Here is a 12,520-nt window from a genome sequence, read left to right on the forward strand (position 1 = left end):
TGTCATCCTATAAACATCACCGAAACACACAGAAGACCTACCGCCAGGGTAATCAGGTTGGCCAGTGACCGGTAAGGCTTAAGCGCCGGAATAATGAAGGTGGACAGCGTTGGCATAATAAACAGAATGATGGCGATAAGCGGCCCGCTGATGGCGGAGATCATCGAAATCGCGTTGGGATTAATGCAGCACACCACAAAGGTAATGGTGGAGACGGCCATGACCGAAATCGCCCGGTTAAAGGCCCGGCTACGCTTAACGCCCACCCGGTCCAGTGCGGATTTGGTGATTTCCGTTGCGCCTTCTATCACGCCGAAATAGGTGCCCAGAAACGACTTGGACATGGCGACCACCGCCACGATAATCCCGGAGATCCCCAACCAGGCGGGGGCGTCTGGCGTTATGGCCAGCGCGGAAAGAATCGTCAGCCCTTTCTCTTTGGCTTCCACAATATAGGGCGCGGGAATCGCCAGCAGGCAGCTAAAGACAAAGAACAGCACGCTCAGGCAGATAATCAGGTAGGCCACCTTCATTATCTTCTTGCAGTTGTCCATGGCGCCGTCGCCGCAGCGCTGGCGGCGAGCTACCGCAAAGGTCGAGATAATAGGGGTATGGCTGAAGGCGAACACCATCACGGGAATGGAGATCCATACCTGATGCAGGGTCTGTCTGGTGACCTGCAACTGCTCGGTAAAGTGGGCGGTCTGCCAGCTGCCGGTCAGCCATAGCGACAGAAACAGAAAGTAAGCGATTAGCGGAAACACCAGCATGCCCATCACCTTAATGGTGATATGGCGCCCGGTCAGGAAGATCAGATTCAGCACCAGCACCACGGTAAGACTGACCATGACCCGCACCGATGGAGTGATGGTGATATGGCTCGCCAGCTGTTCCGTCAGCGAATTGGTGATGGCCACGGCATAAATCAGCACCACCACAAAAAAGGCGACAAAATAGAGGGTGGTGATCAGATTGCCGATCTTTCGACCATAGTAGCGCTTTACTGCGCCGGTAATGCCCTCTTCGCCGGAGGCGCCGGACGAAAGAATAAACTGGCACAGCGCCCGATGGGGCCAGTAGGTTAACGGCCAGGCGACCAGTAGCGTAATCAGCAGGACCACGGAGCCAGCGGCGCCAAGCTGAATGGGCAGAAACAGCGTACCCGCACCAACAGCAGTGCCATATAAGGCAAAACTCCACAAAGTTTCTTCTTTTGACCAGATTTTAGACATTGATATAGCGTTATTAACTATTAATTGGCGTACGAAGTGGTGCAATCTACCATAAATGATGTCGCGGCGGGCAGCGGAGTTTGTTTCAGGCCGTAGCGCAGAAAGGTCAGGCGGCGTCTGCGCCAGGAAGCGAATCCAGAATAAAATTGCGCAGTGCGGCCTCTGCGGCAGTGGCCGGCGCATTACGCCAGGCAAGCCAGGTTTCCGCCCGTCGCAGGGTGGGCCAGATGGTTTTGCACACCACGTTGCTAAAGCCGAGATAGCGTACCGAAGCCGGTACCAGTGCAATGCCCATCCCGGCGTTGACCAGCGCCATAATGCTGTGAGTCTGGCCGATGTACTGAACAAAACGTGGAGGGGGCAGGGTTTCCGCCAGTAGTTCCAGCGTCATCTCATAGAAGTAGCGTCCTTCGTCGGGGGCATAGGCGATCATCGGTTGATGGCGCAGATCCTCCGGACCAATCTGCGCGCGTTCCGCTAACGGGTGACCGACCGGTAGCGCCAGCACCATCGGCTCGCGGTGATAGCGGCGATGAATCAGTCCCTCCTGTTCGGCAATGGCCGGACGCATCATCGCAAGGGCGATAGTACCGGCATTCAGGGCGGCAATCTGATCCGAGGTCACCATCTCTTTCAGGGTGATGTCTATATCCGGCAGCGCGCGCTGTACCCGGCCGAGCAGCTCCGGAATCAGCCAGTAACCTGAAACGGCGGTGAATCCCAGCGCCACCCGTCCGGCGCTGCCTTTATGAATACGCCGGGCGGTATCGACCGAAAGTTCCGCCATGGTCAGCATCTGACGCGCCGCCAGTAAAAAGGCCGCTCCGGCCTCGGTTAAACGTACCATCCGGCTATTGCGTTCAAACAGACGTACCCCGAGCGACTCTTCCAGTAGCCGAATCTGGCGGCTTAATGGCGGCTGCGTCATGTACAGACGGGCGGCGGCGCGACCGAAATGCAGCTCTTCGGCAAGGGTAATAAAGCAGCGTAGCTGATTAAAGTCATTAAACATCCGGTCCCCTCTGGCCTGTGACCCCGTTAACACTTCTCCGGATTGGCTGACGCGTCACTGGCGCGACGATATCCCGCCAGGCCAGTACCCGTGCCAATGATGACTCAATGTGAATCGATAAATACAAATTATAAATTAGACCTGAATAGTTGCCTGCCCATAATCAAAAACGACGACGAAACAAGACCTTGAAACCCAGAAGCGGCGAGCCTTTCCGTCGTTATGAATCTGAACGGAGGATAACCGTGATAACCGATATTCTGCTGATCCAGCCAGTTCCGGATCTTATCGATAGTGCGCTGAAAGACCGTTATCGGGTGCATCGCTGGTATGACATGGCCGATCGGGAGGCTTTTCTCGCTACCGGTGCCGCCGGGATTCAGGCGGTGGTCACCGGCGGTTCATTTGGTTTGCCCAATAGCATCATGGATCGCCTGCCGGCGCTGAAGATTGTGGCCATTAGCGGCATCGGTACCGATGCCGTGGATCTGGCGCGGGCCAGAGATCGCGGCATTCACGTGACCACCACGCCGGGCGTACTGACCGACGATGTAGCCGACATGGCGATGGGATTAATGATGATGACTCTGCGCGATCTGGTGACGGGCGATCGCCTGGTGCGCGCCGGTCAGTGGGGCTCAGTCACTCAGCCGCTGGCAGTACGGGTCACCGGCAAGCGACTGGGCATTGTGGGGCTGGGGCAGGTGGGGCACGCCATTGCACAACGGGCGCAGGCGTTCGCCATGCCGGTGCGGTACCACTCCCGACGGCCCCGCCCGGAAAGCGGTTATCGCTATGTCGACAACCTGATCGCCCTGGCCCAGGAGAGCGACATTCTGGTGGTGGCGGCTTCGGCGGATAGCCAGCAGGCGATTATTACCGCCGATGTTCTGCGCTCGCTCGGGCCGCAGGGTTATCTGATTAACGTGGCGCGCGGCAAGCTGGTCGATGAAGAGGCGTTGATCGCCGCGCTGGATCAGGGGCAGATCGCCGGTGCCGGGTTGGATGTGTTCGCCAGCGAGCCGCACGTTCCTGCCGCGCTGCTGGCGCACCCCGGCGTAGTGGTACAGCCGCACCGCGCCAGCGCCACCCGGGAAACGCGCCTTGCCATGGGGGAGATAGTACTGCAAAACCTGGCCGCCTGCGCCGCCGGGCAACGCCCGCCAACCTCGGTAACCGGTTGAGTGATAACGCCCCTGTGCGGGCTATGGGAGTGTCCATGAATATCAAAGAGTCTTCAATCGCGGCCCCGCGTGACGAGGCGTTAAACGTCGCGCGGCGCGGCTATCTGCGCTATATCATTCTGGCGTTGATCTTTGTGGTGACGGTCATCAACTATGCCGATCGGGCAATTCTTTCTATAGCCGGCACCAGCGTGGCTCAGGATGTCCATCTGGATCCGATGCAGTTAGGCATGGTTTTTTCCGCTTTTGGCTGGGCCTATGCGCTTGGGCAGGTGCCTGGTGGCTGGCTGCTGGACCGCTTTGGCGCCCGGCGGGTATACGGGTGCAGTATTGTGCTCTGGTCGCTGTTTACCGCCTTGCAGGGGTTGGTAGAAAGTCTGGGGTTGATGGCGATCTCCGCCATGCTGTTCCTGTTTGTGATGCGTTTTGCCCTGGGGCTGGTGGAAGCCCCGGCCTTTCCCGCCAATTCACGTATCGTTACCTGCTGGTTTCCCACCCGGGAGCGGGGAACGGCCTCGTCGCTGTTCAATTCGGCGCAGTATCTGGCGGTCGCGATCTTTACCCCGCTGATGGCCTGGCTGACCGCAAGCCTGGGCTGGCAGCACGTCTTCTTCGTGATGGGCGGCGTGGGGCTGGCGCTGGGCGTAGTCTGGTTCTGGTTTTATCACGAGCCGCATCAACACCGGCGCCTGAGTGGGGCCGAGATGGCGCATATGCGCGCCAACGGGGCGCTGGTGGATATGGAACTCAACCGTAAATCCCACCGGGAACCGGTCACCTGGCATAAGCTGCTGCAACTGTTCCGCCATCGTAATCTGTGGGCGGTCTATATCGGTCAGTACTGCATTACGGCGCTGACTTATTTCTTTATCACCTGGTTTCCTATTTACCTGATTAAAGAACGCGGCATGTCGATTCTGGAGGCCGGTTTCAGCGCTGCCATTCCCGCAGTGTGTGGCTTTACCGGCGGTATTCTGGGTGGCGTACTGTCTGACTATTTAATTCGTAAAGGGGCTCATCCTTCCCTGGCCCGTAAAATTCCGTTCACGCTGGGAATGTTTCTGGCCATGGGGTTGGTACTGACCAATTTTGTGGATGCCAACGCCGCGGTGATTGGGCTGATGGCGGTCGCCTTCTTTGGCAAAGGCCTGAGCGCGGTGGGCTGGGCGACCATGTCGGATATCGCGCCAGCGGGAATGATTGGCCTGAGCGGCGGGGTGTTTAACGGCCTGGGCAATATCGCCGGAATCGTCACCCCGGTGGTGATTGGGTATGTGGTCTCCACCACCGGTTCGTTCAGCGATGCCATCTGGTTTGTGGCGCTGCACTGCCTGGTGGGGCTGCTGGCTTACGCGGTGATTGCCCGGCGTTTTGAACGGGTGGTGATCAAAGAGTAGCTGTCGTTGACGTCTTCCGGGGATACCTCCCGTATCCCCGTTCAACTTCTCAGTAATTCCTCCATAGATCTTCGAATATTAACTTTTCATTCATTTTTATGTCATTTTTTTAAAAAGCATAAAATCATGACAATGATTAAGTAAATTTCTGTAATGTGAATGGGTTAGATATTGTTTGTTGTGCAAATGCACGGTTTTTGGGTGTTTTTTTGTGAGGAATGCTAACTATGGTGTTAGAACGACCAACTTCCAGGCGAAAATTCCTGATGGGGGCGTTGATGGCAATACCTGTCAGCGCGCTGATCGCGAAAGGATTGACCGCAGCTCAGGCTGCGGAAATGGCTGCTCCCGATCTGGCTGATTATCAACCTGTCTTTTTCTCCGCTGATGAATGGCAGTTTATTCTGGCGGCTACCGACCGTCTGATTCCCGCAGGCGGTAATGGTAAAGCGCCCGGGGCGCTGGAAACCAATGTGCCAGTCTTTATCGATCAGCAACTGGATGGCGATTTTGGGCAGGAAATTTACATGCAGGGGCCGTTTAATCCCCGGGCCCCGGCAACCATGGGATATCAGATCCCGTTTTATCCGCAAAAGATCTATCAGCGCGGTATCCAACTGGTCAATCAGTGGTGTCAGCAGCAGATGAACCAGTCGTTTAACAAACTGACCCCGGCGCAACAGGACGATGTTCTGAGTCGCCTGCAGAAAAATAAGGTGGATTTTGCCGCTCTGGGTGAGGAGAACATGCAGCCTTCTCATCTTTTCAGCCAGTTACTGGCTGATACCAAACATGGTTATCTTTCCGATCCCATGTATGGCGGCAACAAGGGAATGAAGGCCTGGATTGCTATCGGCTTTCCGGGGGCTCGAGCCAGCTATCTGGAGTGGGTGAAGCAGCACAACATTCCTTACCCACTGGGGCCGGTCAGTATTCAGGGCGCACGCGCCTGACGCGGGTACATTCCTGTTTATTTCATGAGACAGCATTACATGGCACAGATTACTAAAAAAGAAGTCGACGTTGTCGTCTGCGGCCTCGGCTGGGCCGGGTCGTTGATGAGTATTGAACTGGCGATGGCGGGGCTGACCGTCAGAGCACTGGAAAAAGGCCCCGATCGTAGCTACGACGATTTCGCCTATCCTAAACCAGCAGATGAGTACGCCTACGCGGTTCGCAATAAGGTAATGACGACTCCCGCGGCCTCCGCCGTTACCGTGCGTTACACCATGAATGATACGGCGCTACCAACCCGTAAATGGGGCGCCTTTGTGCCCGGCGGCGGCGTGGGCGGTTCGGGATTACACTGGACGGGGGTATTGATTCGCCCGACGCCGACCGACATCAAGCTGAAAAGCTATGTGGATGAAGCTTATCGTCCGGGGATCCTCCAGGAGGATATGCGGGTGCGCGATTTTCCCTTTAGCTGGGAGGAAATTGAACCCTGGTTTGATAAGTTTGAGCGCATCTGCGGCCAGTCGGGGAAAACCGGTAATCTGCGCGGGCAGATTCAGGAAGGCGGAGATCCCTTCGAAGGCCCGCGCTCGAACCCGTATCCATTGCCACCACTGGAAGATACCCTTAATAACGTGATGTTTGCCGAGGCGGCGAAAAAGCTTGGGTATCATCCGTTTCCTAATCCGTCCGCAGCGGCATCCCGGGCCTGGACCAATCCTTATGGCAATCAGATTGCCCCCTGTAACTACTGCGGCTACTGCAGTAAGTATCCTTGCCTGAACTACTCCAAGGCGTCTCCTCAGACGGCGGTGATGGACGCGCTGAAGCGCATGGATAACTTTTCTTATGAAGTTAACGCCAACGTGCTGAAAGTTGTACTGCACGATGATAAGAAGACGGCGAAAGGGGTTATCTACATTGATGAGCAGGGCAATGAATGCTTCCAGCCCGCAAAGATTGTGGTGTTGAGCAGCTTCCAGCTCTATAACGTCCACCTGATGCTGCTGTCGGGGATTGGCAAGCCTTACGATCCGGTGACGGAAGAAGGCGTGGTTGGCCGCAACTATGCGTTTCTTTCCAACGGTGGGGCGACGCTGTTCTTTAAAGATAAGCACTTTAATCCCTTCGTTGCCGCCGGCCCGACGGGCCAGATGTTTAACGATATCTCACCCGGAAACTTCGATGGGCCAGGGTTGGGGTTTCTGGGGGGCGCCAAGATTCACAGCTCCCAGGCGACCGGTACGCCAATGAGCGCTGCGCTGCCGAAAGGGACGCCGTCCTGGGGCGCAGGCTGGAAAGAGGGGCTTGAAGAGTGGTATGGCCATTCCATGAAGGTGAGTATCACGACTACCTGTATGTCATATCGGGATGTGTATCTGGATCTTGATCCGACCTACACCAATGAGCATGGCCAGCCGCTGCTGCGTATTACCTTTAACTGGAAACAGAATGAACTGAAGCTACAGCAATACCTGAAAGGCATTGTGGGCAATATTGTGCAGGAGCTGAATCCCGATAGCGCCAGCATGAGTTTTCTGCCGATGGACGCTGACTTCGACCTGACCAAATATGTCTCTACCCATAACGTGGGCGGCGCCATTATGGGCGATGACCCCAAAACGTCGGCGCTCAACAAATACCTCCAGTGCTGGGATGTCCACAACGTGTTTGTACCGGGTGGTAACGCCTTTCCGCAAAATTTCCAGGCAAATCCAACGGACACTATCGGCGCCATTACTCTCATGGCGGCTCAGGCTATCAAAGATCGGTATCTGAATAACCCCGGCCCACTGGTACAGGTGTAATTGTATGAAATGTAAGGGAATAAAAGTTTTTTTTCTGACTTATGCCGCTCTTCTGGCAGCGGGAATGTCTTTTCAGGCCTGGGGGCAGGACGATGCCGGGTTAATGAAAAAAGGCGAGTATCTGTCGCGTCTGGGGGACTGTATGGCGTGCCACTCCGTTTCCGGAAAGCCCGCTTATTCCGGGGGGTTGGCGATTAAGTCAGATCTGGGAACCATCTATTCAACCAACATCACCCCGGATAAGATCCACGGTATTGGCAACTACAGCGAACAACAGTTTGCGGATGCCGTACGCAAAGGGATTCTTCCTGATGGCACCCGGTTGTATCCGGCGATGCCGTATCCCGACTACGCGAAGATGAGCGATGAGGATATGCGCGCCCTGTACACCTGGTTTATGAAAGGCGTGGCGCCCAGCGACGTGCAGCCGCCGGAAACGAAACTGAGTTTCCCGTTCAGCCAGCGCTGGGGTATGCGCTTCTGGAATCTGGTGTTTACCTCCGATAAGCCTTTCCAGCCTATTGGCGGGGCATCTGCTCAGGTTAACCGCGGCGCCTATATCGTCGAGGGAGCGGGCCATTGCGGCAGTTGCCATACGCCGCGCGGTATTGGCATGCAGGAAAAGGCGCTGGACAGCAGCGATGAGACGTTCCTGTCTGGCGGTAATCTCAATGGCTGGGAGGTGCCATCCCTGCGAGGCCTGCCGCGCTGGAGCGAACAGGAGATCGTCGATTATCTGCAGACGGGGCGTAACGATAAAGCAGCCGTGGGCGGAGAGATGACTTCAGTGGTTGAACACAGCAGTTCGTATATGAGCGCAGAGGATCTTCAGGCCATTGCCGCATACCTGAAGTTTCTGGGGGGCAACCCGGCGTTGCAGCGGGATGATGAAGGTGCTCGTCAGGCAACGGAAGCGAAGCTGGCGGCGGGACGCCATCTGAGTGAAGGGGAACGGCTGTATATTGATAACTGTGGGGCCTGCCATTTTGCGAGCGGTAAAGGTGCGCCAGGCATTTTCCCGCAGATTCAGGGGGCGACCATTGTTAATGCACAGGAGCCGGGAGGTTTAATTCATACCATCCTGGCGGGCGCGCAGTTACCGTCTACCGCGAAAGCGCCTTCCGAACTGGCCATGCCGGGATTCGCGAAACGACTGAGCGATGAGGAGGTGGCGCAACTGGCGACCTTTGTGCGTCAGGGCTGGGGCAATAAGGCTCCGGCGGTGACAAAAGAACAGGTTGCCCATGTGCGAGAATCATTAGAAACAAAGAAGTAATCTGAAAGATGCCGACGGTAAGTCCGTCGGCATTTTCGGTTATCAGGCGCGGCTGCGATGCAGGTGATGGCCCACCAGCAGGGCGATAACCAGCAGCGCGCCGATAAAGGCGGTTACGCCATGCCAGCCGTAGTCGTGCCAGAACCAGCCGCCGCTGGTGCCCGCCAGGCTCGACCCCATATAGTAGCTGAACAGATAGAGCGATGACGCCTGACCTTTGGCGCGCCGTGCCCGGATGCCGATCCAGCTACTGGCCACCGAGTGGGCGCCGAAGAAGCCAGCGGTGAACAACAGCATACCGGCGAAAATCAGCCACAGCCAGCCGCTCAGGGTCATCAGCAGTCCCGCCAGCATCACCCCGGTAAACAGCAGAATAATCGGCCCGCGGCCGTGGCGCGCCGAAAGGGCGCCTGCCCGCGGGGAACTCCAGGTGCCGGTCAGATAGGCGACGGAAAGTAGCCCCACCACGGCCTGGCTCAGATGCCAGGGGGACTGCATCAGACGGTAGCCGATGTAGTTAAACAGCGTCACGAAGGCCCCCATCAGCAGGAATCCTTCGGCGAACAGCCACGGCAGCGCCTTGTCGCGCCAGTGCAGGCGGAAGTTGATAAACAGCGTTTTCGGGCGTAGCGATGTCGGGCGGAAGTGGCGCGAAGCTGGCAGAATCTTCCAGAACATCAGAGCCGAGGCCAGTGCAAAACAGGCGATAACCGCCAGCGCGATGCGCCAGCCCACCACATCGGTCATCACGCCGCTCAGCAGGCGGCCGCTCATCCCGCCAATGGAGTTGCCGCTGATATACAGCCCCATGGAAAAGGCCGCCACGCTGGGGTGCATCTCTTCACTCAGCCAGGTCATACCCACTGCCGCCACGCCGCTGAGCGCCAGGCCGGTCAAGGCGCGCATCACCAGAATGCCGTGCCAGCTGGTCATTACCGTTGCCAGCAGGGCGCAACAGGAGGCGAGTAGCAGCGCGGTGACCATCACCGGCTTACGGCCCACGGCATCGGAGATGGGGCCGGTGAATAGCATACCCACCGCCAGTAGCGCCGTGGTGACCGACAGCGACACGCTGGCGCTGGCCGGTGAAATACCAAATTCGTGCGAGAGGATGGGGAGAATTGGCTGGACGCAGTACACCAACGCGAAGGTGGCGAGTCCGGCAGAAAAAAGTGCCAGGGTGGCGCGCATAAAGGCAGGTGTGCCGCGCCGGATATGGCTGGCCGCTGCTGCCGGTGCGGCATCTTCGTCACGCATCCCGGCAGCGGCGGGGGTGACGGTGGTTGTACGACTCAAAATGCTTCCTTTAATAAAAAAGTGACCAGTATCACGTATTTATAGGGTAGAAAGCCGGGAATATTCTGTCTAATATATTAATAGTCTTAAATGATATCTATTAAATATGAATATTGAGTTGCGTCATCTGCGTTACTTCGTGGCCGTAGCGGAAGAGCTGCATTTTGGGCGCGCCGCCGCGCGTCTGAACATCTCCCAGCCGCCCCTTAGCCAGCAAATCCAGACTCTGGAGCAGGAGGTGGGGGCCCGTCTGCTGGCGCGTAATAATCGTAGCGTGCAACTGACCGAGGCAGGTCGCCAGTTTCTGGGCGATGTCCGTCAGATTCTGGGCCAGGTCGAGGCTGCCGCGGCACGGGCCGCTCGTCTGCACCACGGAGAAACTGGCGAACTGCGTATCGGTTTTACCTCATCCGCGCCCTTTATTCGTACGGTTTCCGACAGTCTTTCCACCTTTCGTCGCCTGTGGCCGGAAGTGCATATCGAGACGGTAGAAAACACCACCCGGGCGCTGATTGCGCCGCTTAACGAGGGAGAGCTGGAGCTGGGGTTGATGCGCAATACCGTGCTGCCGGAGACGCTGGACTGGCATCTGATTCTGCGTGAGCCGCTGCTGGCGGTGGTCCACCAGGATAATCCGCTGGCGCGGCGCTCAACGATTTCATTGTGCGATCTGGCCAGCGAACCCTTTGTCTTTTTCGACCCCAGAGTGGGGACCGGCCTTTATGACGACATCCTTAACCTGCTGCGCCGCCATGGTGTGACTCCCTACATTACCCAGGAAGTGGGGGAAGCGATGACCATTATCGGGCTGGTGGCGGCGGGCCTGGGCGTCAGTATTTTGCCCGCTTCCTTCCGCCGGGTGCAGCTGGCAGAAACGGTCTGGGTTCCTTTTAGCGAACAGCAAGCGGTTTCCGAGATGTGGCTGGTCTGGCCAAAACACCGGGAGATTGGGGCCTCAGCCCGTCGTCTGGCGCAACTTTTGAAAGGTAAAACGACGCCAGAAGCGCAGTAAAATGTGCGACAAATCACAAGGCTGGGTAAATATTTGACGCCACCTTGCTAACTGATTCACCATAGCCCTGAATGTTTATTTCGAAGCGCGAAAAATAGGGAGTCCAGCAGTGGGATCGGAGAGTCAGCCAGGGCATATCGATCAGATCAAACAGATGAATGCAGGGGCGGTTTACCGTCTGATCGACAGACATGGCCCGGTTTCCCGCATCGACCTGTCGCGACTTGCTCAGCTGGCGCCCGCCAGTATCACCAAAATTGTTCGGGAACTGCTGGAAGCCCACCTGGTCCAGGAAACAGAAATTCAGGAGCCCGGCAGTCGCGGGCGCCCGGCCATCGGCCTGAAGGTGGAAACCGAAGCCTGGCACTATCTGGCGGTACGCATCAGCCGTGGCGAACTGGCGTTGGGGCTGCACGATCTGAGCGGCAAGGTCGTGGTGGAAGAGCAGCTGCCGCTGGCGCCAGAAGCGGAAGAGGCGCTTTCCCTAAGGCTGTGTACCGAAATCGATCGCTTCTTTACCCGCCACCAGCACCAGCTGGAACGACTCACCGCCATCGCCATCACGCTACCTGGCATTATCGATACCGCCAACGGCATTGTCCGGCGTATGCCATTCTATGAAGAGGTTCGGGATCTGCCGCTGGGGGAGTTACTGGAGCAGCGTATCGGCGTGCCGGTCTATATTCAGCACGATATCAGTGCCTGGACCATGGCCGAATCGCTGTTCGGCGCCTCTAAGGGAGCCAGGGACGTGATTCAGGTGGTGATTGACCATAATGTGGGTGCCGGAGTGATTAGCGATGGCCGTCTGTTGCACGGCGGCAGCAGTAGCCTGGTGGAGATTGGTCATACCCAGGTGGATCCTTACGGCAAGCGCTGCTACTGCGGCAACCATGGCTGCCTGGAAACGATCGCCAGCGTGGAAAGTATTCTGGAGCTGGCCCGGCAGCGGCTGGCGCAGTCAGGGAGTTCTCTATTGAACGGCAGGGCGCTGACCATCGCCTCGCTGTGCGAGGCGGCTCAGGCCGGAGATCCGCTGGCCCGGGATATCATTCAGGGGGTGGGGTTGAATGTCGGTCGCATCCTGGCGATTATGGTTAACCTGCTTAATCCGCAAAAAATTCTTATCGGTTCACCACTCAATCAGGCGACGGAAATCCTCTATCCGACCATCAGCGATTGCATTCGCCGCCAGGCTCTGCCCGCCTATAGCCAGCATATCGACGTGATCTCGACCTGCTTTGATAATCAGGGGACCATGGCCGGTGCGGCGCTGGTCAAGGATGCCATGTATAACGGTTCATTATTGATCCGTTTACTCCAGGGGTAACATTTTTCAGCCTTATCCA

Annotated in this window: 10 protein-coding genes; 7 read left to right on the plus strand and 3 right to left on the minus strand. The window is 57.1% G+C overall.

All coding sequences use genetic code 11. From position 1 onward, the window contains the following. Window positions 1-2: 2 nt before the first annotated feature. Entirely contained in the window at window positions 3-1,232 is a 1,230-nt protein-coding gene (locus FEM41_RS16895) for an amino acid permease (protein ID WP_138097363.1), read from the minus strand. A 106-nt stretch (window positions 1,233-1,338) separates the two neighbouring features. After that, window positions 1,339-2,244 carry a LysR family transcriptional regulator gene (locus FEM41_RS16900; RefSeq protein ID WP_138097364.1) on the minus strand — a complete coding sequence of 302 codons (906 nt, stop codon included), beginning with the start codon at window positions 2,242-2,244 and terminating at the stop codon, window positions 1,339-1,341. A 245-nt stretch (window positions 2,245-2,489) separates the two neighbouring features. Between FEM41_RS16900 and FEM41_RS16905 the strand changes: the two genes are divergently transcribed. From FEM41_RS16905 to FEM41_RS16925, 5 genes are all read left to right on the plus strand, one after another. Next, the gene (locus tag FEM41_RS16905; protein WP_138097365.1) at window positions 2,490-3,428 is read left to right on the plus strand and encodes a 2-hydroxyacid dehydrogenase; all 939 of its coding nucleotides are present in this window, start codon (window positions 2,490-2,492) and stop codon (window positions 3,426-3,428) included. Window positions 3,429-3,463: 35 nt separating this feature from the next. Continuing rightward, the gene (locus FEM41_RS16910; protein WP_138097366.1) at window positions 3,464-4,825 is read left to right on the plus strand and encodes an MFS transporter; all 1,362 of its coding nucleotides are present in this window, start codon (window positions 3,464-3,466) and stop codon (window positions 4,823-4,825) included. A 227-nt stretch (window positions 4,826-5,052) separates the two neighbouring features. Beyond that, on the plus strand, window positions 5,053-5,778 hold the full coding sequence (locus tag FEM41_RS16915) for a gluconate 2-dehydrogenase subunit 3 family protein (RefSeq protein WP_138097367.1): 726 nt from the start codon (window positions 5,053-5,055) through the stop codon (window positions 5,776-5,778). 39 nt (window positions 5,779-5,817) lie between these two features. Next, a complete protein-coding gene (locus FEM41_RS16920) occupies window positions 5,818-7,587 on the plus strand; it encodes a GMC family oxidoreductase (RefSeq protein ID WP_138097368.1) in 1,770 nt (589 codons plus the stop codon). A 64-nt stretch (window positions 7,588-7,651) separates the two neighbouring features. Next, window positions 7,652-8,863, plus strand: a complete 1,212-nt coding sequence (locus tag FEM41_RS16925) for a c-type cytochrome (protein ID WP_241666509.1) — start codon at window positions 7,652-7,654, stop codon at window positions 8,861-8,863. Window positions 8,864-8,905: 42 nt separating this feature from the next. Here FEM41_RS16925 and FEM41_RS16930 read toward each other — a convergent pair whose 3' ends face one another. Continuing rightward, the gene (locus FEM41_RS16930; RefSeq protein ID WP_421804474.1) at window positions 8,906-10,159 is read right to left on the minus strand and encodes an MFS transporter; all 1,254 of its coding nucleotides are present in this window, start codon (window positions 10,157-10,159) and stop codon (window positions 8,906-8,908) included. A 106-nt stretch (window positions 10,160-10,265) separates the two neighbouring features. Here FEM41_RS16930 and FEM41_RS16935 point away from each other — a divergent pair, with 106 nt between their 5' ends. Then, window positions 10,266-11,171, plus strand: a complete 906-nt coding sequence (locus FEM41_RS16935; protein WP_138097370.1) for a LysR family transcriptional regulator — start codon at window positions 10,266-10,268, stop codon at window positions 11,169-11,171. 109 nt (window positions 11,172-11,280) lie between these two features. After that, a complete protein-coding gene (mlc, locus tag FEM41_RS16940) occupies window positions 11,281-12,501 on the plus strand; it encodes a sugar metabolism global transcriptional regulator Mlc (protein ID WP_138097371.1) in 1,221 nt (406 codons plus the stop codon). Window positions 12,502-12,520: the final 19 nt, after the last annotated feature.

The organism is Jejubacter calystegiae, from assembly GCF_005671395.1.
In the GTDB taxonomy this organism is placed as follows: domain Bacteria; phylum Pseudomonadota; class Gammaproteobacteria; order Enterobacterales; family Enterobacteriaceae; genus Jejubacter; species Jejubacter calystegiae.